Raw genomic sequence first — 21,845 nt, 5'->3', positions numbered from 1 at the left:
TGACCACCATCGGATTCTCGACAGACACGGACGTCCGCGAGGACCGCCGTACGGTCCCGACGGACGAGGGTGACCACGAGCGCTTCTCCCACTACGTGGAGAAGGACAAGCTCACCGAGGCGATGGTGATGGGCACCCCCGTCATCGCCCTGTGCGGCAAGGTCTGGGTGCCCAGCCGGGCCCCGGAGAAGTTCCCGGTGTGCCCCGAGTGCAAGGAAGCGTGGGAGAACATGCGGGACGACGAGGGCGACGAGTGACGGGACGGCCCGACCCGGACCAGCCCCACCACGACCCCGCGCTCGACCAGCTCAGCCCCGCCCTCCCGCCCGCCTACCCGGCCCGCGCGGCCTGGGGCACGGCCCCGTCGCTGCGCGCCTGGCAGTCCGCGGCGATGCAGCAGTACTTCTCCGAGCTCCCGCGCGACTTCCTGGCCGTCGCGACGCCGGGCGCCGGCAAGACGACGTTCGCGCTGAGTGTCGCGGCCGAGCTGCTCGGCCGCCGCCTGGTCGACCGGATCACCATCGTCGCGCCGACCGAGCATCTCAAGCTCCAGTGGGCCGAGGCGGCGGCGCGCGCCGGCATCCCGATCGACCCGACGTACTCCGCGGGCAAGGGCAAGACCTCGCAGGACTTCGTCGGCATCGCGGTCACCTACGCCGGCGTCGCGGTCAACCCGCTCGCCATGCGGATCCGCACCGAGCGCTTCAAGACCCTGGTCATCCTCGACGAGGTGCACCACGCCGGCGACGCCCTGTCGTGGGGTGAGGGCGTGCGCGAGGCGTTCGAGCCCGCGCAGCGCCGCCTCGCCCTGACCGGCACGCCGTTCCGCTCCGACATCAACCCGATCCCGTTCGTCCAGTACGCGCCTGGCAACGACGGCATCCCGCGGTCGCTGGCCGACTACACCTACGGCTACGCCCACGCACTCGCCGACCACGTCGTCCGGCCGGTGCTCTTCATGGCCTACTCCGGCGAGATGACCTGGCGCACCCGTGCCGGCGACGAGATCGCGGCGCGCCTGGGCGAGCCGCTGACCAAGGACCTGACCAACCAGGCGCTGCGCACGGCCCTGGACCCCAAGGGCTCCTGGATCCCCTCGGTGCTGGCCGCGGCCGACAGCCGCCTCACGGAGGTACGCCGGCACGTGCCCGACGCCGGCGGCCTGGTCATCGCCACCGACCAGGACTCGGCCCGCGCCTACGCCAAGATCCTGCGCCAGATCACCGGCGAGGCCGCCACGGTCGTGCTCTCCGACGAGAAGGCGGCGTCGAAGAAGATCACCGAGTTCACCGAGAGCGACCGGCGCTGGATGGTCGCGGTGCGGATGGTGTCCGAGGGCGTGGACGTCCCGCGCCTGGCCGTCGGCGTCTACGCCACCACCACGTCGACCCCGCTGTTCTTCGCCCAGGCCGTCGGGCGCTTCGTGCGCGCCCGGACCCGGGGCGAGACCGCGTCGGTGTTCCTCCCGTCGGTGCCCACGCTGCTCGGCTTCGCCTCCGAGATGGAGGTCCAGCGCGACCACGTGCTGGGTCGCAAGATCAACGACGACGGCGACATCTTCGCCGCCGAGGACGACCTGCTCGCCCAGGCCAACGCCAGCGAGGCGGCTTCGGCGGAGCTCGAGATGTCCTTCGAGGCGCTCGGCTCCGAGGCCCGCTTCGACCGGGTGCTCTTCGACGGCGGCGAGTTCGGGCACGCGGGGGAGGTGCACGTCGGCTCGGAGGAGGAGATGGACTTCCTCGGCATCCCCGGGCTGCTCGAGCCCGCCCAGATGCGCGAGCTCCTGCACCAGCGGCAGAGCGACCGGGCCAAGAAGCAGAAGGCGCGGTCGGCCGCCTCCAGCGAGCCGGACACGGTCGCCGAGGTCTCCACCCACGAGCAGCTCGCCGTCCTCCGCCGCGAGCTCAACGGTCTCGTCGCGGCGTGGTACCACCGCACCGGCCAGGGCCACGGGATCACCCACGCGGCGCTCCGCAAGGAGTGCGGCGGACCCGCGGCCGCGGTCGCCACGGCCGACCAGCTGCATGCCCGGATCAACCAGATCCGCGACTGGGCCTCGCGCAAGTCGTCCTAGATTCTGGCTACGACCCGGCACGGTCCCGGCCCCTACACTCGAGAGCATGCCGGCTGAGACGTCACAGACGCTGGACCGGGGCCTTCGGGTGCTCGACGTCCTCGCGGCGTCCCCCGGCGGCCTGACCGTCACCGAGCTCGCCGGCCGGCTCCAGGTCAACCGGACCGTCGTCTACCGGCTCGTCAGCACGCTCGAGCAGCACGCGCTGGTGCGCAAGGACAGCCGCGGCCGCCTGCACGTCGGCCTCGGGGTGCTGCACCTCGCCTCGGCCGTCCAGCCGGTGCTGCGCGACCTCGCCGTGCCGGTGCTGCGGGCCCTGGCCGAGCAGGTCGGCTGCACCGCGCACCTCACCGTCGCCGACGGCGAGGAGGGACTGGCGCTGGCCGTCGTCGAGCCCTCCTGGACCGACTTCCACGTCAGCTACCGGGTCGGCTCGCGGCACCCCCTGACCCACGGCGCGGCCGGCAAGGCGATCCTGATGGGCCGCCGCCCCGACGCCCCGCCGTACGCCGTCACCTCGGGCGAGCTGCAGGCGGGCGCCCGCGGGCTGGCCTCGCCCGTGCGCAACGTCGAGGGACTGGAGTCCAGCATCGGCATCGTGACGCTCGGTGACCTCGACGCGGCCACCATCGGACCGATCGTGGCGGCCGCGGCCGCGGAGTTCTCCTCCCGCCTGTCCTGACTCAGGCCCGACTCAGGCACGCACGGCCTCGCGGGCCAGCGGGATGACCCGGTAGGGGACCTGGGTGGCGAGGGCGATCACCGTGGAGGACCGGACGATGGCCGGCTCCTTGAGGACCAGGTCGATGACCCGCTGGAGGTCGGTGTTGGAGCGGGCGACCACCCGCGCCCACATGTCGCCGGCGCCGGTGATCGTGTGCGCCTCGAGCACCTCCGGGATCGCCGCGAGGTGCCGCCCGACCGTGTCGTGGCCGCCGCGCTGGCCCCGGAACTCCTCGGTGTCCTGCCGGATCTCCAGGGTGAGGAACGCCGTGACGGGGTAGCCCAGCGCCTCGGCGGACAGCTCCGGGCCCCACCCGGTGATCACCCCGGAGGCGACCAGCTTGTCGAGCCGTGCCTGCACGGTGCCGCGGGCCACGCCCAGCCGACGTGACGCCTCGAGCACGCCCATCCGGGGGTCCTGTGCGAAGAGGTCGATCAATCTGCCGTCGAGAACGTCCATCGGGCCTCCATTGCTGGACAATCTGCACAGGCTATCGACGTACTGTTGCACAGGATGTGCGCCCACGACAGGCTTCGCCCATGACGACGACCCACGAGACCCCCACGACCGGCGGTGCCCTCACCGCGGACGAGCTCAAGGCCGACCTGACCCTCGAGCAGCTCAAGCAGCTGGTCGGCCTGGTCGAGTACGACGCCTCCAGCGACCCCTTCCCCGTGACCTCGATGGACGCGATCGGCTTCGTGGTCGGCAACGCCACGCAGACCGCGAACTTCTACCAGCTCGCCCTCGGCATGGAGCTCGAGGCCTACCGCGGCCCCGAGACCGGCACCCGCGACTCCAAGTCCTACGTGCTCCGCTCGGGCAGCGCCCGCTTCGTCTTCACCGGTGGCGTCACCCCCGACAGCCCGGTGCTGGACCACCACCGCAAGCACGGTGACGGCGTGGTCGACCTCGCCCTCGAGGTCCCCGACGTCGACAAGTGCATCGACCACGCCCGCTCAGTCGGCGCGACCGTCCTCGTGGAGCCGCACGACGTCTCCGACGAGCACGGGACGGTCCGGATGGCCGCCATCGCGACCTACGGCGAGACCCGCCACACGCTGGTCGACCGCTCGCGGTACGACGGCCCGTACCTCCCCGGCTACGTCGCCCGCAGCACCACCGTGGCCCGCCGCGAGGGGCACCCCAAGCGCCTGTTCCAGGCCGTGGACCACTGCGTCGGCAACGTCGAGCTGGGCCACATGGACGAGTGGGTCGAGTTCTACAACAAGGTCATGGGCTTCACCAACATGGCCGAGTTCATCGGCGACGACATCGCCACCGACTACTCCGCGCTGATGTCCAAGGTCGTCGCGAGCGGCAACCACCGGGTGAAGTTCCCGCTCAACGAGCCCGCCATCGCCAAGAAGAAGTCGCAGATCGACGAGTACCTCGAGTTCTACGACGGCGCCGGCTGCCAGCACATCGCGCTCGCGACCAACGACATCCTGCGCTCGGTCGACCTGCTGCGCGACAACGGCATCGAGTTCCTCGACACCCCCGACTCCTACTACGACGACCCCGAGCTGCGCGCCCGGATCGGCGAGGTGCGGGTGCCGATCGAGGAGCTGAAGAAGCGCAAGATCCTCGTCGACCGCGACGAGGACGGCTACCTGCTCCAGATCTTCACCAAGCCGATGGGCGACCGCCCGACGGTCTTCTACGAGTTCATCGAGCGGCATGGCTCGCTGGGCTTCGGCAAGGGCAACTTCAAGGCGCTCTTCGAGGCGATCGAGCGCGAGCAGGACGCCCGCGGCAACCTCTGAGTCGTCGGTCCGGCCGGTCCGGCGCCGCGTCAGGCTGAGCGGGCGTCGGGCCGCCGGAACGTCCGGCGGTACTCCGCGGGGGAGACCCCCACGTGGTTGCCGAAGTGGTGGCGCAGCAGCGCGGCCGAGCCGAAGCCGGCGCGCCCGGCGACGTTCTCCACTGCCAGGTCGCTGGACTCGAGCAGCTCGCGCGCGTGGTGCAGGCGCTGGGCCAGGAGCCACTGGCCCGGCGTCGTGCCGGTCTCGGCGGCGAAGCGCCGCGCGAACGTGCGCTCCGACATCGCGGCCCGCCGCGCGAGGGTGCGCACCGACAGCTGGTCGGCGAGGTTGGCCTTCATCCACTCCAGGAGGGGACCGAGGCTGTCCGCCTCGCACACCGGCACCGGGAGGTCGATGAACTGGCGCTGGCCGCCGTCGCGCTGCGGCGGCACCACCATCCGGCGGGCGATCCGGTTGGCCGCGGCCGCGCCGAGCTCGCAGCGCACGTGGTGCAGGCACGCGTCGATGCCGGCCGCCGTGCCGGCGCTGGTGATCACCCGGTCGTCCTCGACGAAGAGCACGTCGGGGTCGACCTTGGCCCGGGGGTGCCGTCGGCGCAGCTCGTCGGTGTGGCGCCAGTGGGTGGTGCAGTGGCGGTCGTCGAGGAGGCCGGCCTCGCCGAGGAGGAACGCGCCGGAGCAGACCGACAGCACCCACGCGCCACGGGCGTGCGCGCGGCGTACGACGTCGACGAGGGCGGCCGACGGGGGCCGGTCGTAGTCGTAGGCCGGTGCGACGACGAGGTCGGCGGCGTCGGCCGCGTCGAGCCCGTGGGGGAACGACATGCTCATCCCGTTGGCGAGCTCCACCGGGGTGCCCGGGTGCTCGGTGCAGGCCAGGAAGTCGATCGGCGGGACGCCGTCGTCGGTCCGGTCGATGCCGAAGACCTCCTGCACGACGCCGAGCTCGAAGAGTCCGGGACGGTGGGGGACCACCATGGCCACGGTGCGGAGGGTCATGGCACCCATGATGGCAGGAAGTATGCGAACCGTGTCAATACCGCCACTGGTGGCGTGATCCTTGCGGTTGGAGACTTACTGCCATGACCACCATCCTTGTCGCCAACCTGACCCTCGGCCTCGTCGTGCTCGTGGTCGGCCTCCTCCAGAAGGCCCACCACCACTACCTCGAGCGTCCCCACGCGTCCTTCGGTGCGGACCTGTCCCGCGACACCGATCTGGCGCGGGTGCTGCACGACCTCGACGCCCGGGCCTGACCCGTCAGGTCAGGTCGCCGATCAGCTCGGCCTCCGCCTCGCGCTCGCTGTGGGCCGGCGGCGGCTCCTGCTCCCGGAGGAACCGCGAGCCGAGGGCCAGGACCACGATCGCGACCGCCACCGCCGCGGCGCCCATCCAGAAGGGCGCGTGCATGCTGACGTTCTCGCCGAGCTTGCCGGCGGCGTACGGCGCGACGGCGCCGCCGGAGAACCGCACGAAGCTGTAGGCGGCGGACGCGACCGGCCGCTCGACCGGGGCGGCGCCCATGACGGCCTCGGTGATCACCGTGTTGTTGATGCCGAGGAACGCGCCGGCGACGATCACGCCGACGACCAGGACGGTCTTGTCCTCGGTCCAGATCGCCATGGCGGCGAGGTCCAGCGCGAACAGCGAGAGTGCGACCAGGACCGTCGGCACCGAGCCGATGGCGCGCTGGAGGATCGGGGCCACCCAGACCGAGGTGATCGCCAGCAGCAGGCCCCAGCCGAAGAAGATCAGTCCGACCTGGTGGGCGTTCATGTCCAGCGGGAACGGCGTGAAGGCCAGCAGGGTGAAGAAGCCCATGTTGTAGAACAGCGCGGTCAGCGCGATGGTCAGCAGGCCGGGGTGCTTCAGCGCGCGGAAGGGGTCTGCCAGCGACGTACGCCGTCCCGCGGGCGGGGTGGCCGGCAGCAGGAACGTCGTGGCCACCAGGGCGATCGTCATCAGCGTCGCGACGCCGAGGAACGGCGCCCGCCAGGAGATCGAGCCCAGCGCCCCGCCGAGGAGTGGGCCGGTGGCGATGCCGAGGCCGAGGGCGGCCTCGAACAGGATGATCGCCTGCGCCGTCGAGCCGCGGGCCGCGGTCACGATCGTGGAGAGCGCCGTGGCGATGAAGAGCGCGTTGCCCAGCCCCCAGCCGGCGCGGAAGGCGACGATGGCGCTGATCGAGTCGGACAGTCCGGCCAGGGCGGAGAACACGATGATCAGGGCGAGGCCGGACAGCAGCGTCTTCTTGGCGCCGATCCGGCTGGAGACGACGCCGGTGACGAGCATCGCGACGCCCATGACGGCCATGTAGCTGGTGAACAGCAGCGAGACCTGGCTCGGGGTGGCGTCGAGCTGGTCGGCGATCGACTTGAGGATCGGGTCCACGAGGCCGATGCCCATGAACGAGATCACGCACGCGAACGCCACCGCCCAGACGGCCCGGGGCTGGTCGAAGAAGCCCCCGGAGCCGGTGGTGCCGGTCGTGCTCGGTGTCGTGCTGGTCGCTGTCACAGCGTGCCTCTCTCGGGGTCGTAGGTCGGGTCGAGGAGGTCGCGGAGCACGGCGACGGCCGTGGCGAGGTCCTCGGGGGTGTGGGTCGGGTGCGCCTTGAAGCGGGCGGCCACGGTCGTGCCGTTGACGCGCCGGAAGTGGGCCAGGGCGGCCCGGCCGGCGTCGGTGAGCGTGACGACGCTGCTCCGGGCGTCGTCGGGGTGGGGGAGCTTGTCGACCCAGCCCTTCTCGACCAGGCCGGCGACGGCCGCGGACATGGTGGGCTGCGAGCAGCGGTCGGCCGCGGCCAGCGCCGAGACGCCCAGCGGGCCGTGCTCGTCGAGCAGCGACACGATCCGGGCGCCGGCGGGGAGGTCGTTGTTGCGGCGGAGCGCGCGCACCAGGCGGGCGGCGTACGTCGCGAGGTCGCTGCTCAGCTCGAGGGTGGTGGGCACTCCTCGAGATTACATAGGAAACCTATGTATGTGAACCTCGTGTGGTCCGAGTCTCAGGGCGGCGGGTGGCTGGCATGATCCCGCCATGGCGACCCACATCGCGTTCCTGCGGGCGATCAACCTCGGTGCGACCCGGAAGTTCCCCAAGGACGCGATCGTCGCGGCCGTCGAGAAGGCCGGCTTCACCGACGTGGCGACGCACATCAACACCGGCAACGTCCGCTTCGACACGACGCTGAGGTCACGGGCGAAGATCGAGGCCGCGCTCGAGGAGGCCTTCGAGGCCGACCGCGGCTTCGAGGTGCCCACGATCGTCTTCACCCAACGGGAGCTGGTCGCGATCGCCGAGAAGGCGGAGTCGTTCGGTCACTCCGGCCGGCACTACGTCTCGCTGCTCAAGGAGACCCCGACCGCGGCCGCGGTCAAGGCCCTGCAGGCGGCCGCGAGCGACGGCGAGGTCGCGAAGGTCGCCGGCCGCGCGGTCCACCTGCTGCTGGGCGAGAACTACCACGAGGCGAAGCTGACGAACGCCGCCGTCGAGAAGCACCTGGGCGTGGCCACCAACCGCAACCTGACCGTCATCAGAACTCTCGCGGACAAGTGGGGCTGATCCGCTGAGCCGCCCCTACTCGCCGCGGAACACCGGCCGCCGCCGGTCCGAGAACGCGCGCATCCCCTCGGCGACGTCGGAGGTGCGGAGGAGGACGGTCTGGCCGGAGCGCTCGCGCTCGAGGGCACCCTCGAGCTCGGTGAGGGTGGCGGCGTTGATCGCCTTCTTCGTGGCGGCGAAGGCGAGGGGTGGGCCGGCGGCGAGCCGGCGTACGAGCTTGGCGACGAGCGCGTCGAAGTCGGCGTCGGGCACGACGTGGGTGACCAGGCCGGCGTCGTAGGCCTCCTGCCCGCTGAGCGGCTCGGCGAGCAGCGCCATCCGCATCGCACGGGCCCGGCCGAGGGAGGCGGCGACGGTGGCGGTGGTGCCGCCGTCGGGCATCAGGCCGATGCGGGCGAAGGCGAGCAGGAACGAGGCCGACTCGCGGGCCACGATGATGTCCGCGGCCAGGGCGGCGGACGCGCCGACCCCGGCCGCGATCCCGTTGACCGCGGCCACGACGGGCTTGTCGCAGCCCACGATGGCCCGGATGATCCGGTTGGCCACGTCGAGGGCGCGTACGTCGAACCGCTCGTGGGCGTCCTCGCCCCCGATGTCCGCGCCGGTGCTGAAGGCCGGGCCGGTGCCGGTCAGCACCACCACCCGGACGTCGTCGCGCGAGGTGGCGGCCTCGATGGTGGCGGCGATCTCCACGGCCATCTCGCCGCTGAGCGCGTTGAATACCTCCGGGCGGTTCATGGTCAGCCACAGCGCGCCGTCCTCGACGCGGGTCTCGAGGTCAGGCAACGGTCACACCCGCGGCCCGCATCTCGGCCCACGCGGCCTCGACGGTGTCGGGGGCGATCCCGGCGCACAGCCGTGACAGCGCCCGGGTCGCGAAGCCCTCGCGGGCGGCGTCCAGGGCGGTGAGGCGCACGCAGTAGTCGGTGGCCAGGCCGCACACGTCGACGTCGGTGACCCCGCGGGCCCGCAGCCACTCGGCCAGGCTGATGCCGTCGGGGGTGCGACCCTCGAAGCCGGAGTAGGCCGCCTCGCGCTCGCCCTTGAGGAAGATCGCGTCGAAGGGCTGCGGGTCGAGGTTGGGGTGGAACGCCTCGCCGTCGGTGCCGACCTTGCAGTGCACCGGCCACGACTCGGCGTAGTCGGGGTCCCGCGACCAGTGGCCGCCGGGGTCGACGTGGTGGTCCTTGGTGGCGACCACGTGGGCGTAGTCGGGGGCCTTCGGGTCCTGGATCACCCAGTGGTGCAGGACCTCGGCGATGTCGTGCGCCACCTGGGCGCCACCCGGCACGGGCAGCGAGCCGCCCTCGCAGAAGTCGTTCTGCACGTCCACCACGATCAGCGCGCGCTTCATGGTCACACGCTAGCGGGCGGCAGGGGCGCGGGGCAGCCACGCGATGACGTCGCGGATGACGGCGTCCCACAGCCCCCACTCGTGGTCGCCGGGCCGGAAGTCGGCGGTCACCTCGATGCCGCGGGCACGGGCCTGGTCGACGAATCGGTGGCTGAACGGCAGCAGCTCGTCCTCGGTGCCGCACGACACATAGAGGGGAGGTACGTCGCTCGCCGGTGCCGCGGCGAGCAGCGCGAACAGGTCGTCGGCCGGCCCGACCGCGCCGCCGAAGACCCGCTCGAAGAGCTCGCGCCGGTGCGGGAAGTCGGCGATCGCGGCCGCGTCGAGGCCGCCGGACAGGGACGCGGCCGCGCCGAAGCGACCGGGGTGGGTGAGGGCCAGCTTGAGGGCGCCGTAGCCGCCCATGGAGAGGCCGGCCACGAAGGTCTCGGCCGGCTGCGAGGAGATCCGGAAGAACGAGCCCATCACCTGCGGGAGCTCCTCGGAGACGAACTCCCAGTAGCGGTGGCCGTGCCGCTCGTCGGCGTAGAAGCTGCGCCCGACGGCCGGCATCACGACGGCCAGCCCGGCGGCCGCGGCGTACCGCTCGATGGAGGTGTAGCGCGTCCAGGCGGTGTGGTCGTCGGAGAGCCCATGCAGCAGGTAGAGCACGGGCAGGTCGCCGCCGGCGCGAGGGACCGCGGAGACGCCGATCTGCGCCTGGGTGGCCTGCGGCAGGACCACCGAGACCGACGTGCCGACCTCGAGCACCTCGGAGAAGAAGTCGCAGGTGACCGCGGCCATCTCAGCCGCCCACGTGCAGCGTCGGGATGACGGCCTCGCCGCGCGACATCTGCTGCACGGCGACCGGCAGCTCGGCCAGCGCCGCGGAGTGCCGCGCCCGGGCGGCGTCCAACGGCTCGCGGCCCACGACCCGGCCGCCCTCGACCAGGGGCACCAGCAGCGCGCGGTCGTCCCCGTCGTCGACGGGCGCCTCCCCGATGCCGATGACCTCGGCCTCGGCGGTGCCGGAGGCGTTCCGCCGGCGGAGGGCGTACTTGCGGCCGCCGATCGAGATCTTGTCCTTGCTGCGCTTGGCCACCGCGACCATCGCCCCGGCATCGTCCTCGCGCGCGACCAGCTTGTAGACGAACCCGCAGGTGGGGTGGCCGCTGCCGGTCACGAGCTGGGTGCCGACGCCGTACCCGTCGACCGGCGCGGCCGCGAGCCCGGCGATGGCGAACTCGTCGAGGTCGCTGGTCACCAGGATCCGGGTGCCCGTGGCGCCGAGGGCGTCGAGCTCGGCGCGCACCTCGTGGGCGAGCACCCCGAGGTCGCCGGAGTCGAGGCGGACCGCCCCCAGTCCGGTCCCGGCCACCTCCACGCCCACCCGCACGGCCTCCGCGACGTCGTAGGTGTCGACCAGCAGCGTCGTGCCGGTCCCGAGCGAGGCGACCTGGGCGCGGAACGCCTCCTCCTCCGAGTCGTGGAGCAGCGTGAAGCTGTGGGCGCTGGTGCCCGCGGTCGGTACGCCGTAGCGGCTCCGGGCCGCCAGGTTGGAGCTGGTCGCGAAGCCCGCGATGTACGCCGCCCGGGCACACGCGACCGCGGCCTCCTCGTGCGTGCGCCGCGAGCCCATCTCGATGCAGGGCCGGTCGCCCGCGACCAGCGTCATCCGCGAGGCCGCGGACGCGATCGCCGAGTCGTGGTTGTAGATCGAGAGGAACAGCGTCTCCAGCAGGACCGCCTCGGCGAAGCTCGCCTCGACGACCAGCAGGGGGGAGTAGGGGAAGTAGGCCTCGCCCTCGGCGTAGCCCCAGACGTCGCCGGTGAAGCGGAAGTCGGCCAGCCAGGCCAGGGTCGGCTCGTCCACCACGTCGGCCAGCACCGCGAGGTCGGCCGCGTCGAAGTGGAAGCGCTCGAGGGCGTCCAGCGCCCGCCCGACGCCGGCGACCACGCCGTACCGACGCCCCTCGGGGAGCCGCCGCGGGAACAGCTCGAAGACTGAGCGCCGGTGGGCGGTCCCGGACTTCAGGGCGGCCTGCAGCATCGTCAGCTCGTAGTGGTCGGTCAGCAAGGCTGTCGTCGGGCTCACGGGTGCCAGTGTGCCAACATGGGCGCTGTGTCCGCCGCCAGTCCGGTCGAGGTCGAGCCGACCCTCACTCCCGACGAGATCACCGTCCCGGCGCAGCCCTGGGTGACCATCGTCTGGAACGACCCGGTCAACCTCATGTCCTACGTCACCTTCGTCTTCCAGAAGTACTTCGGCTACTCCAAGAAGCAGGCCGAGAAGCTGATGCTGGAGGTCCACGAGGACGGCAAGTCGGTGGTGAGCACCGGCTCGCGCGAGGAGATGGAGCGCGACGTGCAGGCGATGCACGAGTACGGCCTGTGGGCCACGATGGAGAAGTCGGAATGATCGTGAGCGGCTTCGCGTGGCACCGCCGCAGCAAGCGGATCATCGCCAACTTCACCGGCTTCGAGGCCGACCTGCTGCGCTCCCTGGCCTCCCAGCTGGTCGAGCTGCTGCGCAACGAGGCGGCCGTGCCCCGCGAGGACATGGACCCGTTCGAGGCGATGATGGACTTCTCCGGGCCGACCTCCGAGCCCGAGGACCCGGTCCTGGCGCGGCTGTTCCCGACCGCCTACCCCCAGGACGAGGAGGCGGCCGGCGAGTTCCGTCGCTTCACCGAGGGCACGCTGCGCGACGGCAAGGCCCGCGCCGCCTGCACGATCATCGACGGCCTCGAGGAGGCCGGGCTGCCGCCCGAGCTGACCGAGGACGGCCTGATGATCGACGTCGAGCTCGACCCGCCCACCGCCGAGGTCTGGATGCGCTCCTTCACCGACCTGCGGCTCGCGCTCGCCACCCGGCTCGGCGTCGAGGAGGACGACGAGCACTACTGGCACTCGCTGCCCGACGACGACCCGCGCGCCCAGGCGCACGACATCTACGAGTGGGTGGGCTACCTCCAGGAGACCCTGATCGAGGCGCTCACCGACGCGTGAAGGAGACCCCATGCCGATCCCGCCGTTCGTCGCCGAGCTCCGCGCCCTCGTGGGCACCCGCGAGCTGTGGCTGCCGGCCGTCACCGCCGTCGTACGCCGTCGGGGGACCGCCGGCGAGGAGCTGCTGCTCGCCCGTCGCGCCGACAACGGCGAGTGGGCGCCGGTGACCGGCATCGTCGACCCGGGGGAGCACCCGGCGGTGGCCGCCGCCCGCGAGGCACTGGAGGAGACCGGGGTGGTCGTCACCGTCGACCGGCTCGCCTCGGTCGGAGTGAGCCCGCAGGTCACGCACGGCAACGGCGACCTCGGTGTCTACCTCGACCTCACGTTCTCCTGCACCTGGGTCGACGGCGAGGCGCGGGTGGCCGACGACGAGTCGACCGAGGTCGGGTGGTTCCCCTCCGACGACCTGCCCGACATGGCGCCCTTCCTGCTGGAGCGGATCGAGGCGGCGCTCGCCGACGAGGTCGCGGCACGCTTCGTGGGCTGACCCGCCGGCGTCTTGCATGGTGGGCCGTGCCAGGTCCCCGGGAGCACCCAAATACGCTGGACCGGTGCTGACCATCGACCAGGCGACGTACGACGCCATCGTCGCCCACGCCAAGCGTGACCACCCCGACGAGGCGTGCGGCATCGTCGCCGGCCCCGAGGGCAGCGACCGCCCCGAGCGGCTCGTGGAGATGGTCAACGCCGCGGGCAGCCCGACGTTCTACGAGTTCGACTCCACCGAGCTGCTCGAGCTCTACAAGGAGATGTGGGCCAAGGACGAGGAGCCCGTCGTCGTCTACCACTCGCACACCGCCACCGAGGCCTACCCGAGCCGCACCGACATCGGCCTGGCGAGCGAGCCGGGGGCACACTATGTGCTGGTGAGCACACGCGAGCACGGGAATAACGACGGGCCCGTGGAGTTCAGGTCCTACAGGATCATCGACGGCGACGTGACCGAGGAAGAGGTCACCGTCGTCCCCCAGCTCGGCAGCAACTGACGCCCCCCCAATCGACAGCCCCGACAGCATCGACCGCCACGACAGAGGAGCTCCCATGGCCATCGAGGTCCGGATCCCGACCATCCTGCGCACCTACACCGACGGCGAGAAGGCCGTCAGCGGCGAGGGTGCCAGCCTGAGCGCGCTGATCGACGACCTCGAGGCGCGCCACCCCGGCATCAAGGACCGCCTGCTCGACGCGGGCGACCTGCGCCGCTTCGTCAACGTCTACATCAACGACGAGGACGTCCGCTTCATCGGCGGCCTCGAGGCCGAGCTCTCCGACGGCGACCAGGTCGTCGTGCTCCCCGCCGTCGCTGGCGGCTGAGCGGCATGACCCGCTACGACACCCTCCTGGCCTCGGTCGGCAACACGCCGCTCGTGGGGCTGCCGAGGCTGTCGCCCACGCCTGAGGTCCGTCTCTGGGCCAAGCTCGAGGACCGCAACCCCACCGGCTCGATCAAGGACCGCCCGGCCCTGAAGATGATCGAGGAGGCGGAGAAGGACGGCACCCTCCGCCCCGGCTGCACGATCCTCGAGCCGACCTCGGGCAACACCGGCATCTCGCTGGCGATGGCCGCCAAGCTCAAGGGCTACCGGATCGTCTGCGTGATGCCGGAGAACACCTCCGAGGAGCGCCGCCAGCTCCTGCGCATGTGGGGTGCCGAGATCGTCTCCTCGCCGGCCGCCGGCGGCTCCAACGAGGCCGTCCGGGTCGCCAAGAAGGTCGCCGCCGAGCACCCCGACTGGGTGATGCTCTACCAGTACGGCAACGCCGCCAACGCGCTCTCCCACGAGGAGGGCACGGGTCCCGAGCTGCTCGCCGACCTGCCCTCGATCACCCACTTCGTCGCCGGCCTCGGCACCACCGGCACCCTCATGGGCGTCAGCCGCTTCTTCCGCCGGGCCAAGCCCGACGTCAGGATCGTCGCCGCCGAGCCGCGCTACGGCGAGCTCGTCTACGGCCTGCGCAACCTCGACGAGGGCTTCGTCCCCGAGCTGTACGACGCGGACCTGATCGACTCCCGCTTCTCGGTCGGCCCCCGCGACGCCGTACGCCGCGTGCGGGAGCTGCTCGAGCTCGAGGGCATCTTCGCGGGCGTCTCCACCGGCGCGATCCTGCACGCCGCGCTCGGCCAGGCCGCCAAGGCCGTCAAGGCCGGTGAGCCCGCCGACATCGCGTTCGTGGTGTGCGACGGCGGCTGGAAGTACCTCTCCACCGGCGCCTACGAGGGCACCGTCGACGAGGCCGAGGACCGCCTGGAAGGCCAGCTCTGGGCCTGAGTGCCCTCAGCCCTCGTCGCCCAGCGACGACGGCCGGGTCCGCACCAGGTCGCCCGGGTTGAGCTCGTCGCCGTCCAGCGGCGCGACCAGGTCGGTGATCATCTGCCGGGCGGAGTTCAGCGTGCGCCGCAGGAACGTCCCCGACGACTCGGCATCGTCCATCTCCAGGGCGTAGAGCGCTGCGGTCAGCCCCTGCACGACGTTGTCGTTGATCTCCAGCGCCGCCCGGCGGCGTACCTGCTCCTCCTGCGCGCGGGACGCCTGCGCCTCGCGCTCCTGCTCGGCCAGCACCCGGTCGGTGATGTCGATGCAGGTGCCGCGCATCCGCACCGGCTTGCCGTTGTCATCGGTGATGACCTGGCCGTTGGAGGAGAGGTAGCGCACCTCGCCGTCGGGCCGCACGATCCGCTCGATCATCTCGTAGGGCTCGCCGGTGCTGTAGGCGTGCTGGTGGATGGCGGTGATCCGGTCGCGGTCGTGGGGGTGGATGAAGGAGAGGAACTTCTCGTAGTTGGGCTCGAAGGCCTGCGGCTCGTGGCCGTAGATCCGGAACAGCTGGTCCGACCAGCGGTTGGTGTCGGTGGCGATGTGCCAGTCGTAGTCGCCCATGTTGGCCAGCTGCTGGGCGTTGTCGATGCGCGCGTGGAGGTCGCGCAGCGCCGACTCGGCGTCGAGCCGGGCGAGCGCCTGGTCGACGAGGCTGAGGGCGATCTCGACGGTCTCGTCCTCGATCTCGGCGGTGCCCGCCAGCAGCTCGTTGGCGGGCACGCCGGCGAGCTGGGTCAACGGGTCGGCGGCCTCCGCGAGCAGCCGCGTCCCGGACGTGGCGGACGCGCAGATGCGGGCAAGCGACAGCAGCAGGGACTCAGGGGATGTGCCCATGCCCCCAGACTGCCCCCCACCGGTGTGCCCTGTCTGCCCAACGGGCGAAACTCGTGCCGGAACATCTAGCCTGTCCTCTTGTGCGCGCAGGCAACTCCGTCGAGGCCCCCATCGGCATCTTCGACTCCGGCTTCGGCGGCCTGACGGTCGCCCGGTCGGTGATCGACCAGCTGCCCCACGAGTCGGTGCTCTACGTCGGCGACACCGCGCGGCAGCCCTACGGCCCCAAGCCGATCGGCGAGGTCCGCGAGTACGCCCTCGAGTGCCTCGACCACCTCGTCGAGCAGGGCGTCAAGGCCCTGGTCATCGCCTGCAACTCCGCCAGCGCGGCCATGCTCCGCGACGCCCGCGAGCGGTACGACGTGCCCGTGGTCGAGGTGATCTACCCCGCGACCCGGCGCGCGGTCGCGGCCAGCCGCACCGGCCGGATCGGCGTCATCTGCACCCGCGCCACGGCCGAGTCGATGGCCTACGACGACGCGTTCGCCGCCGCCCCGCACGTGCGGCTCGTGACGCAGCCCTGCCCCCGCTTCGTCGACTTCGTCGAGGCCGGCGTCACCGGTGGTGACGAGCTGATCGCCGTCGCCCACGAGTACCTCGACCCGCTCGTCTCCGAGGGGATCGACACGCTCATCCTCGGCTGCACGCACTACCCGCTGCTGACCGGCGTCATCTCCTACGTCATGGGCGACAACGTCACCCTGGTCAGCTCCGCGGAGGAGTGCGCCAAGGACGTCTACAAGATGCTCGTGCGCAGCGACCTGATGCGGGAGAGCGGCGAGCCGTCGTACACCTTCTGGACCACGGGGCTGCCCGAGGAGTTCGAGACCATCGGGCGCCGGTTCCTGGGCCCCGAGATGGTCGCGGCCTCCCAGTTCGCCGGCGGCCTGGGATGAACTCCCGATGAGGCTCACCGTCGTCGGCTGCTCCGGGTCCTACCCCGGACCCGACTCGCCCGCGAGCTGCTACCTGCTCGAGGCCGACCACCACGGCCGCACCTGGCGGGTGCTCGTCGAGCTGGGCAACGGCGCGCTCGGCGCGCTGCAGCGCCACGCCGATCCGCTCGCCATCGACGCGGTGCTGCTCAGCCACCTGCACGCCGACCACTGCCTCGACCTGTGCGGCTACTACGTCCTGCGCAAGTACCACCCCTCCGGCCCGCAGCCGCGGATCCCGGTGTGGGGCCCCGACGGCACCGCCGAGCGGCTGGCGCGGGCCTACGACCTGCCCGTCGACCCCGGCATGACCGAGGAGTTCGACTTCCGCGCCTACGACGGCACCTTCCAGCTCGGCCCCTTCGCGGTCGAGCCGGTGCCGGTGGAGCACCCCGTGCCGGCGTACGGCCTGCGGATCACCGCCGCCGGGCGCACCCTCGCCTACAGCGGCGACACCGCGCCCTGCCTCGGCCTGGACCGCGTCGCCCGCGACGCCGACCTGCTCCTGGCCGAGGCGTCCTTCGTGGTCGGCGGCGACAACCCCGACGGCCTGCACCTCACCGGCGCCGACTGCGGCGCCGTGGCGACCCGCGCCGGCGCGCGGTCGCTGGTCGTCACCCACGTGCCGCCCTGGCACGACCGGGAGGTTGCGCTCCGCGAGGCCACCGAGCTGTACGACGGCCCGACCACGCTGGCCCACCCGGGCATGGTCCGCGAGGTCTGAGGAGACAGTCCCGGACGTTCACGCAAGTCGTGTGCGCAGCCTTGCCCGGATGGGGCAGGCTGGGGCCCATGATCACGGTCGAGGGCCTCACCCGGAAGTACGGCGACTTCGTCGCCGTCGACGACATCAGCTTCGAGTGCCAGCCCGGCCGCGTCACCGGCTTCCTCGGGCCCAACGGCGCCGGCAAGACCACGACCATGCGGGTCATGGTCGGCCTGACCCCGGCCACCCGTGGCCGCGTCACGATCGGTGGCCACGACTACCACGACATCCCCAACCCCGGCCGCCACGTCGGCGTGCTGCTCGACGCCTCGGCCCAGCACGCGGGCCGCACCGGCCGCGAGGTGCTCACCCTCGGCGCCCGCACCATGGGCCTCGACGACGCGCGCGTCGACGAGATGCTGGCGCTGGTCTCCCTCGACGAGAAGGAGGCCAAGCGGCGGGTCCGCAACTACTCCCTCGGCATGCGGCAGCGGCTCGGCATCGCGCACGCGCTGCTCGGCGACCCGCAGGTGCTGATCCTCGACGAGCCGGCCAACGGGCTGGACCCGGCCGGCATCCGCTGGATGCGCGGCCTGCTCAAGGGGTACGCCGAGCGCGGCGGCACAGTGCTGCTCTCCAGCCACCTGCTGCACGAGGTCGAGATCATCGCCGACGAGATGATCCTGATCGGCCACGGCCGGATCGTGGCGCAGGGCGACAAGAAGTCGCTGCTCGCCGGCGCCGGCAACGTCTCGACGCTGGTCACCTCGCTCGACAACGACAGGCTGGCCCAGGCCCTGCGCGCCGCCGGCCACGCGGTCGCCCACGCCGGCGACGGCCTCAAGGTCGAGACCCAGCCCGCCGACGTGGGCCGCGCCGCGCTCGACCACGGCATCGTGCTCACCGACCTGCGCTCGGGGGAGGGCGGCCTGGAGGACCTCTTCCTCGAGCTCACCTCCGACACCCAGCGCGACCAGCTCCCGGAAGGACAGCCGGCATGACGACCCCCACGGCCCACGCGACCCCGGCCACCTTCGACATCAGCGGCACCGCCCCGGTGCCCTTCACCCGCCTCGTCGCGGTCGAGCTGCGCAAGACCTACGACACGCGCGCCGGCTGGTGGCTGATCGGGATCACGATGATCCTGGCGCTCGTGGCCGACACGATCGCGCTGATCGTCGTGACGGTGCAGGACATCGAGTCCACCTACGGCGACTTCGTGGGCGGGGCGGCGTTCGTCTCCTCGATCCTGCTGCCGGTGCTGGGCATCATGCTGGTGACCAGCGAGTGGTCCCAGCGCACCGCCATGGTCACCTTCACCCTCGAGCCGCGGCGCGCCCACGTGGTCGCCGCCAAGCTGATCGCCGGGCTGATGCTGACCGGCTTCGTCGTGGTGTTCGCGCTCGTGGTCGGGCTGGTGTGCAACGTCCTCTACGGCCTGATCCAGGGCAACGGGTCGGACTGGACGTTCGGCTGGTCGGGCTTCTTCGGCTTCGTCATCACCCAGACCCTCGCGATGCTCGGCGGCTTCGCCCTGGCCACGCTGCTGCTCAACACCCCCGGCGCGATCGTGCTGTTCTTCGTCTACAAGTGGGTGCTGCCCGGGCTGTTCGCCCTCGGCAGTGCGCTGATGGCGTGGTTCTCCGACGTCGCGCCGTGGATCGACTTCCAGGCCGCCCAGCAGCCGCTGTTCGACATGTCCCTCAAGGGCGACGACTACGCCCACCTGTTCGTCAGCGGCTTCATCTGGCTGGCGCTGCCCCTCGCGATCGGGATCTGGCGGATCCTGCGCGCCGAGGTGAAGTAGCCCTTCACCGACCGTTGCGGGACACGTCACCCGCACGGCGGGGCGGCGTACCCGCGCCGGACACGCTGGAGGCATGCAGACGCACGGCTCGGGCTACCTGCGACTGGCCGCCCTCGGGGACAGCACGACGTTCGGCATCGGGGACCCGGTCCCCGGCGGGTGGCGGGGCTGGGCCCGGCTGCTGGCCGAGGCCCTCGGGACGTCGTACGACGTGTCCTTCTGCAACCTGGCCGTCTCCGGGGCGACGGTCCTCGACGTGCACCGCGAGCAGCTCGCCGACGCCGTCGACCACGCCCCCGACATCGCCTCGCTGATCGTCGGCGTCAACGACACGATGCGCTCGACGTGGGACCCCGCCCGCCTGCGGGCCGAGCTGATGGAGTGCGCGGAGGCGCTGCACGACGCGGGGGCGCTGCTGGTGACGGCGCGCTTCCACGACCACGGCGCGGTCTTCGGGCTGCCCGGCGTGCTGCGCCGGCCCCTGTGGGCGCGGATCGAGGTGGTCAACGCGGTCTACGACGAGGTGCACGCGACCTACGGCGGCATCCGGATCGACCTGGCGAGCCGGCCGGAGGTCACCACCCGGGCGTTCTGGTCGGTGGACCGCCTGCACCCCTCCGAGCTCGGGCACCGGGCGATGGCCCACCTCTACGGCGGCCTGCTCCGGCGCGAGGGCCTGGACTTCGAGCTGCCCAGCCTGCTCGCCGAGGGCGGGATCGCCCCGAGCTGGCGGCGCGACCTGGCGTGGCTGGTCACCGAGGGTGCGCCGTGGATGCAGCGCCGGGCCCGGGACCTCGGCCCCTGGGCCGTGCGGCTCGCGCTGCAGCACTAGTCTCGGGCCCATGACTGCCTCCCGCGCCGACGGCCGCGCCGACGACGAGCTCCGCCCGATCACCATCACCCGCAACTGGCTGGACCACGCGGCGGGCTCGGTGCTGGTCGAGTTCGGCAAGACCCGCGTGCTGTGCGCCGCGTCGGCCTCCGAAGGTGTCCCGCGCTGGCGCAAGGGCTCGGGCCTGGGCTGGGTGACCGCGGAGTACGCCATGCTCCCCGCCTCCACCAACACCCGCTCGGACCGCGAGTCGGTCAAGGGCCGGATCGGCGGCCGCACCCACGAGATCAGCCGCCTGATCGGGCGCTCGCTGCGCGCCGTCATCGACTACCAGGCGCTCGGCGAGAACACCATCGTCCTCGACTGCGACGTGCTCCAGGCCGACGGCGGCACCCGCACGGCCGCGATCACCGGCGCGTACGTCGCCCTCGCGGACGCCGTGACCCACCTGCGCTCCACGGGCGCGCTCAAGGGTGAGCCGCTGACCGGTTCGGTCGCCGCCGTCAGCGTCGGGATCATCGACGGCGTCCCGCGCCTCGACCTGCCCTACGAGGAGGACGTGCGCGCCGAGACCGACATGAACGTCGTGATGACCGGCGACGGCAAGTTCATCGAGGTGCAGGGCACCGCCGAGGGCGCGGCCTTCGACCGGGCCGAGCTCGACGCGCTGCTCGCGCTGGCGGAGAAGGGCTGCGCCGACCTCACCAGCATCCAGTCCGACGCGCTCTCGCACTGATGTCCGAGGTCTTCCTCGCCTCGAGGAACCGCAAGAAGATCGAGGAGATGGAGCGGCTGCTGCGGCAGTTCGTCCCGGGCGTCGTCGTCCTGGGCCTCGAGGACGTCGCGGCCTACGCCGAGCCGATCGAGGACCAGCCGACCTTCGAGGGCAACGCGCTGCTCAAGGCGCGACGCGGCTTCGAGGTCACCGGGCTGCCGTCGCTCGCCGACGACTCGGGCCTCTGCGTGGACGCGCTCAACGGGATGCCGGGGGTGCTGTCGGCGCGGTGGGCCGGCCCGCCCAAGTCGGACGCCCGCAACAACGAGCTGCTGCTGGCCCAGCTCCACGACGTACCCGACGAGCGCCGGGGTGCGCACTTCGCCTGCTCCGTGGTGCTCTGCCACGCGGGCGGCCTGGAGGCGGTGCACGGCCGGATGGACGGCCACGTGATCCGCGAGCTGCGCGGCGACGGTGGCTTCGGCTACGACGTGCTGTTCGTGGCCACCGAGCACGCCGACTCGGGACTGACCTCCGCGCAGCTCTCGCCGGAGGAGAAGGACCGGATCTCGCACCGCGGCCGGGCCCTGCGCGAGATCGCCCCGCGCGTCGCCGCGGTCCTGGGCGGTGCCTCGTGAGGCGCCACTTCTTCGTCCGCCGCAACCTCGCCCGGCTGCTCCTGCGGCTCGCCCGCTGGCAGGCCGTCGGCCGGCCTCCGGTCAAGGGCGTGCTGGTCGGGGCGCCGCACACCTCCAACTGGGACTGGGTCCTGACCATGCTGCTGGCGTGGGTCAACGACGTGCAGATCCGGCTGCTGGTCAAGAAGGAGTTCTTCCGCGGGCCGCTCGGGCCGCTGCTGCGGGCGACCGGTGGCGTGCCGCTGGACCGGCAGAGCCCGGGCGCCACGATCCGGGAGCTGCTCGCCGAGGCCGACGAGCACGAGGCCTTCCTGCTCGGCATCGCCGCCGAGGGCACGCGCAGCAAGGGCGACTACTGGAAGGGCGGCTTCCTGCGGATCTCCCAGCAGACGGGCCTGCCGGTGACCATGGCCTTCCTCGACGCGCCCTCTCGGACCGTCGGGTTCGGCCCGACGTTCACTCCCTCCGGCGACGTGGTCGCCGACATGGACCGGGTGCGGGCCTTCTACGCCGACAAGCGCGGCATCCGGCCCGAGCTGTTCACCCCGCCGCGGCTGCGCGAGGAGGGCCCGGCCTGACCCCCCGGCCGAC

Annotated in this window: 29 protein-coding genes; 20 read left to right on the top strand and 9 right to left on the bottom strand. The window is 72.1% G+C overall.

Going from position 1 to position 21,845, the window contains the following annotated elements:
• Positions 1–8: 8 nt before the first annotated feature.
• The 3 genes from EJF31_RS14645 (at position 9) to EJF31_RS14635 (ending at position 2,756) form a co-directional block, all read left to right on the top strand.
• Complete coding sequence (locus EJF31_RS14645) at positions 9–257, top strand: DUF3039 domain-containing protein (protein WP_125038424.1); 249 nt, start codon at positions 9–11, stop codon at positions 255–257.
• A gap of 134 nt (positions 258–391) precedes the next feature.
• Positions 392–2,074, top strand: a complete 1,683-nt coding sequence (locus EJF31_RS14640) for a DEAD/DEAH box helicase (RefSeq protein ID WP_373994728.1) — start codon at positions 392–394, stop codon at positions 2,072–2,074.
• Between the two features lie 46 nt (positions 2,075–2,120).
• Entirely contained in the window at positions 2,121–2,756 is a 636-nt protein-coding gene (locus EJF31_RS14635; protein ID WP_125037896.1) for an IclR family transcriptional regulator, read from the top strand.
• Positions 2,757–2,768: 12 nt separating this feature from the next.
• Here EJF31_RS14635 and EJF31_RS14630 read toward each other — a convergent pair whose 3' ends face one another.
• Positions 2,769–3,257 carry an Lrp/AsnC family transcriptional regulator gene (locus tag EJF31_RS14630; RefSeq protein ID WP_125037895.1) on the bottom strand — a complete coding sequence of 163 codons (489 nt, stop codon included), beginning with the start codon at positions 3,255–3,257 and terminating at the stop codon, positions 2,769–2,771.
• Positions 3,258–3,337: 80 nt separating this feature from the next.
• Between EJF31_RS14630 and hppD the strand changes: the two genes are divergently transcribed.
• The gene (gene hppD, locus EJF31_RS14625) at positions 3,338–4,564 is read left to right on the top strand and encodes a 4-hydroxyphenylpyruvate dioxygenase (RefSeq protein WP_125037894.1); all 1,227 of its coding nucleotides are present in this window, start codon (positions 3,338–3,340) and stop codon (positions 4,562–4,564) included.
• Between the two features lie 29 nt (positions 4,565–4,593).
• Here the strand turns inward: hppD and EJF31_RS14620 are convergent, their stop codons facing one another.
• Positions 4,594–5,562 carry a GlxA family transcriptional regulator gene (locus EJF31_RS14620; RefSeq protein ID WP_125037893.1) on the bottom strand — a complete coding sequence of 323 codons (969 nt, stop codon included), beginning with the start codon at positions 5,560–5,562 and terminating at the stop codon, positions 4,594–4,596.
• Between the two features lie 83 nt (positions 5,563–5,645).
• On the opposite strand from EJF31_RS14620, the gene EJF31_RS21920 reads away from it, so the two are divergent.
• Complete coding sequence (locus EJF31_RS21920) at positions 5,646–5,819, top strand: hypothetical protein (protein ID WP_182539872.1); 174 nt, start codon at positions 5,646–5,648, stop codon at positions 5,817–5,819.
• A gap of 4 nt (positions 5,820–5,823) precedes the next feature.
• Here EJF31_RS21920 and EJF31_RS14615 read toward each other — a convergent pair whose 3' ends face one another.
• Positions 5,824–7,080, bottom strand: coding sequence for an MFS transporter (locus tag EJF31_RS14615; RefSeq protein WP_125037892.1), 1,257 nt, complete (start codon positions 7,078–7,080; stop codon positions 5,824–5,826).
• Positions 7,077–7,514 carry a MarR family winged helix-turn-helix transcriptional regulator gene (locus EJF31_RS14610; protein ID WP_125037891.1) on the bottom strand — a complete coding sequence of 146 codons (438 nt, stop codon included), beginning with the start codon at positions 7,512–7,514 and terminating at the stop codon, positions 7,077–7,079. The genes EJF31_RS14615 and EJF31_RS14610 overlap by 4 nt, the downstream gene beginning before the upstream one ends.
• An 85-nt stretch (positions 7,515–7,599) precedes the next feature.
• On the opposite strand from EJF31_RS14610, the gene EJF31_RS14605 reads away from it, so the two are divergent.
• Positions 7,600–8,124, top strand: coding sequence for a DUF1697 domain-containing protein (locus tag EJF31_RS14605; RefSeq protein WP_125037890.1), 525 nt, complete (start codon positions 7,600–7,602; stop codon positions 8,122–8,124).
• 15 nt (positions 8,125–8,139) lie between these two features.
• Here the strand turns inward: EJF31_RS14605 and EJF31_RS14600 are convergent, their stop codons facing one another.
• From EJF31_RS14600 to EJF31_RS14585, 4 genes are read right to left on the bottom strand one after another with little or no spacing between them, the layout of a single operon-like run.
• Entirely contained in the window at positions 8,140–8,910 is a 771-nt protein-coding gene (locus tag EJF31_RS14600; protein WP_125037889.1) for an enoyl-CoA hydratase, read from the bottom strand.
• Positions 8,903–9,478 (bottom strand): isochorismatase family protein, encoded by a 576-nt coding sequence (locus EJF31_RS14595; RefSeq protein WP_125037888.1) that lies wholly within the window; start codon positions 9,476–9,478, stop codon positions 8,903–8,905. Before EJF31_RS14595 ends, EJF31_RS14600 begins: the two co-directional genes overlap by 8 nt.
• Positions 9,479–9,487: 9 nt before the next feature.
• Positions 9,488–10,261: an alpha/beta hydrolase family protein gene (locus EJF31_RS14590; protein WP_125037887.1), complete on the bottom strand. Its 774-nt coding sequence runs from the start codon at positions 10,259–10,261 to the stop codon at positions 9,488–9,490.
• A 1-nt stretch (position 10,262) separates the two neighbouring features.
• Positions 10,263–11,507: a nicotinate phosphoribosyltransferase gene (locus tag EJF31_RS14585; protein WP_373994727.1), complete on the bottom strand. Its 1,245-nt coding sequence runs from the start codon at positions 11,505–11,507 to the stop codon at positions 10,263–10,265.
• Between the two features lie 72 nt (positions 11,508–11,579).
• On the opposite strand from EJF31_RS14585, the gene clpS reads away from it, so the two are divergent.
• The 6 genes from clpS (at position 11,580) to EJF31_RS14555 (ending at position 14,739) form a co-directional block, all read left to right on the top strand.
• Complete coding sequence (gene clpS / locus EJF31_RS14580; RefSeq protein ID WP_373994726.1) at positions 11,580–11,876, top strand: ATP-dependent Clp protease adapter ClpS; 297 nt, start codon at positions 11,580–11,582, stop codon at positions 11,874–11,876.
• Positions 11,873–12,466, top strand: coding sequence for a DUF2017 domain-containing protein (locus tag EJF31_RS14575; RefSeq protein ID WP_373994724.1), 594 nt, complete (start codon positions 11,873–11,875; stop codon positions 12,464–12,466). Before clpS ends, EJF31_RS14575 begins: the two co-directional genes overlap by 4 nt.
• A gap of 10 nt (positions 12,467–12,476) precedes the next feature.
• Entirely contained in the window at positions 12,477–12,956 is a 480-nt protein-coding gene (locus tag EJF31_RS14570) for an NUDIX domain-containing protein (RefSeq protein ID WP_125037883.1), read from the top strand.
• A 64-nt stretch (positions 12,957–13,020) separates the two neighbouring features.
• On the top strand, positions 13,021–13,455 hold the full coding sequence (locus tag EJF31_RS14565; protein ID WP_125037882.1) for a Mov34/MPN/PAD-1 family protein: 435 nt from the start codon (positions 13,021–13,023) through the stop codon (positions 13,453–13,455).
• 55 nt (positions 13,456–13,510) lie between these two features.
• Positions 13,511–13,783, top strand: coding sequence for a MoaD/ThiS family protein (locus EJF31_RS14560; RefSeq protein WP_125037881.1), 273 nt, complete (start codon positions 13,511–13,513; stop codon positions 13,781–13,783).
• Positions 13,784–13,788: 5 nt separating this feature from the next.
• The gene (locus EJF31_RS14555; protein ID WP_125037880.1) at positions 13,789–14,739 is read left to right on the top strand and encodes a PLP-dependent cysteine synthase family protein; all 951 of its coding nucleotides are present in this window, start codon (positions 13,789–13,791) and stop codon (positions 14,737–14,739) included.
• 6 nt (positions 14,740–14,745) lie between these two features.
• Here EJF31_RS14555 and EJF31_RS14550 read toward each other — a convergent pair whose 3' ends face one another.
• Complete coding sequence (locus tag EJF31_RS14550) at positions 14,746–15,621, bottom strand: PAS domain-containing protein (RefSeq protein WP_125037879.1); 876 nt, start codon at positions 15,619–15,621, stop codon at positions 14,746–14,748.
• Positions 15,622–15,701: 80 nt separating this feature from the next.
• On the opposite strand from EJF31_RS14550, the gene murI reads away from it, so the two are divergent.
• The 8 genes from murI (at position 15,702) to EJF31_RS14510 (ending at position 21,832) form a co-directional block, all read left to right on the top strand.
• Complete coding sequence (murI, locus tag EJF31_RS14545; RefSeq protein ID WP_125037878.1) at positions 15,702–16,517, top strand: glutamate racemase; 816 nt, start codon at positions 15,702–15,704, stop codon at positions 16,515–16,517.
• Positions 16,518–16,524: 7 nt separating this feature from the next.
• Complete coding sequence (locus tag EJF31_RS14540) at positions 16,525–17,280, top strand: MBL fold metallo-hydrolase (RefSeq protein WP_125037877.1); 756 nt, start codon at positions 16,525–16,527, stop codon at positions 17,278–17,280.
• 68 nt (positions 17,281–17,348) lie between these two features.
• Positions 17,349–18,263, top strand: coding sequence for an ABC transporter ATP-binding protein (locus tag EJF31_RS14535; RefSeq protein ID WP_185736286.1), 915 nt, complete (start codon positions 17,349–17,351; stop codon positions 18,261–18,263).
• A complete protein-coding gene (locus tag EJF31_RS14530; protein ID WP_125037876.1) occupies positions 18,260–19,069 on the top strand; it encodes an ABC transporter permease in 810 nt (269 codons plus the stop codon). Before EJF31_RS14535 ends, EJF31_RS14530 begins: the two co-directional genes overlap by 4 nt.
• 73 nt (positions 19,070–19,142) lie before the next feature.
• Positions 19,143–19,901, top strand: coding sequence for an SGNH/GDSL hydrolase family protein (locus EJF31_RS14525; RefSeq protein ID WP_125037875.1), 759 nt, complete (start codon positions 19,143–19,145; stop codon positions 19,899–19,901).
• 10 nt (positions 19,902–19,911) lie between these two features.
• Positions 19,912–20,637 carry a ribonuclease PH gene (gene rph / locus EJF31_RS14520; RefSeq protein WP_125037874.1) on the top strand — a complete coding sequence of 242 codons (726 nt, stop codon included), beginning with the start codon at positions 19,912–19,914 and terminating at the stop codon, positions 20,635–20,637.
• Entirely contained in the window at positions 20,637–21,254 is a 618-nt protein-coding gene (gene rdgB, locus EJF31_RS14515; RefSeq protein ID WP_125037873.1) for an RdgB/HAM1 family non-canonical purine NTP pyrophosphatase, read from the top strand. Before rph ends, rdgB begins: the two co-directional genes overlap by 1 nt.
• The gene (locus EJF31_RS14510; protein ID WP_125037872.1) at positions 21,251–21,832 is read left to right on the top strand and encodes a 1-acyl-sn-glycerol-3-phosphate acyltransferase; all 582 of its coding nucleotides are present in this window, start codon (positions 21,251–21,253) and stop codon (positions 21,830–21,832) included. Before rdgB ends, EJF31_RS14510 begins: the two co-directional genes overlap by 4 nt.
• Positions 21,833–21,845: the final 13 nt, after the last annotated feature.

The organism is Nocardioides sp. LS1 (assembly GCF_003865225.1).
Classification (GTDB): Bacteria; Actinomycetota; Actinomycetes; order Propionibacteriales; family Nocardioidaceae; genus Nocardioides; species Nocardioides ginsengisegetis.
This window is presented reverse-complemented; position numbering and strand designations above follow the sequence as displayed.

Bases quoted from the DNA above. Each gene is read 5' to 3' on its own strand.
- EJF31_RS14605 (WP_125037890.1), top strand. From the start codon at position 7,600: ATGGCGACCCACATCGCGTTCCTGCGGGCGATCAACCTCGGTGCGACC.
- EJF31_RS14575 (WP_373994724.1), top strand. From the start codon at position 11,873: ATGATCGTGAGCGGCTTCGCGTGGCACCGCCGCAGCAAGCGGATCATC.
- EJF31_RS21920 (WP_182539872.1), top strand. From the start codon at position 5,646: ATGACCACCATCCTTGTCGCCAACCTGACCCTCGGCCTCGTCGTGCTC.
- EJF31_RS14635 (WP_125037896.1), top strand. From the start codon at position 2,121: ATGCCGGCTGAGACGTCACAGACGCTGGACCGGGGCCTTCGGGTGCTC.
- hppD (WP_125037894.1), top strand. From the start codon at position 3,338: ATGACGACGACCCACGAGACCCCCACGACCGGCGGTGCCCTCACCGCG.
- EJF31_RS14555 (WP_125037880.1), top strand. From the start codon at position 13,789: ATGACCCGCTACGACACCCTCCTGGCCTCGGTCGGCAACACGCCGCTC.
- EJF31_RS14570 (WP_125037883.1), top strand. From the start codon at position 12,477: ATGCCGATCCCGCCGTTCGTCGCCGAGCTCCGCGCCCTCGTGGGCACC.
- EJF31_RS14530 (WP_125037876.1), top strand. From the start codon at position 18,260: ATGACGACCCCCACGGCCCACGCGACCCCGGCCACCTTCGACATCAGC.
- rdgB (WP_125037873.1), top strand. From the start codon at position 20,637: ATGTCCGAGGTCTTCCTCGCCTCGAGGAACCGCAAGAAGATCGAGGAG.
- EJF31_RS14585 (WP_373994727.1), bottom strand. From the start codon at position 11,507: ATGCTGCAGGCCGCCCTGAAGTCCGGGACCGCCCACCGGCGCTCAGTC.
- EJF31_RS14630 (WP_125037895.1), bottom strand. From the start codon at position 3,257: ATGGACGTTCTCGACGGCAGATTGATCGACCTCTTCGCACAGGACCCC.
- EJF31_RS14525 (WP_125037875.1), top strand. From the start codon at position 19,143: ATGCAGACGCACGGCTCGGGCTACCTGCGACTGGCCGCCCTCGGGGAC.
- EJF31_RS14540 (WP_125037877.1), top strand. From the start codon at position 16,525: ATGAGGCTCACCGTCGTCGGCTGCTCCGGGTCCTACCCCGGACCCGAC.
- rph (WP_125037874.1), top strand. From the start codon at position 19,912: ATGACTGCCTCCCGCGCCGACGGCCGCGCCGACGACGAGCTCCGCCCG.
- EJF31_RS14590 (WP_125037887.1), bottom strand. From the start codon at position 10,261: ATGGCCGCGGTCACCTGCGACTTCTTCTCCGAGGTGCTCGAGGTCGGC.
- EJF31_RS14560 (WP_125037881.1), top strand. From the start codon at position 13,511: ATGGCCATCGAGGTCCGGATCCCGACCATCCTGCGCACCTACACCGAC.
- EJF31_RS14595 (WP_125037888.1), bottom strand. From the start codon at position 9,478: ATGAAGCGCGCGCTGATCGTGGTGGACGTGCAGAACGACTTCTGCGAG.
- EJF31_RS14535 (WP_185736286.1), top strand. From the start codon at position 17,349: ATGATCACGGTCGAGGGCCTCACCCGGAAGTACGGCGACTTCGTCGCC.
- EJF31_RS14620 (WP_125037893.1), bottom strand. From the start codon at position 5,562: ATGACCCTCCGCACCGTGGCCATGGTGGTCCCCCACCGTCCCGGACTC.
- EJF31_RS14640 (WP_373994728.1), top strand. From the start codon at position 392: ATGCAGCAGTACTTCTCCGAGCTCCCGCGCGACTTCCTGGCCGTCGCG.
- EJF31_RS14550 (WP_125037879.1), bottom strand. From the start codon at position 15,621: ATGGGCACATCCCCTGAGTCCCTGCTGCTGTCGCTTGCCCGCATCTGC.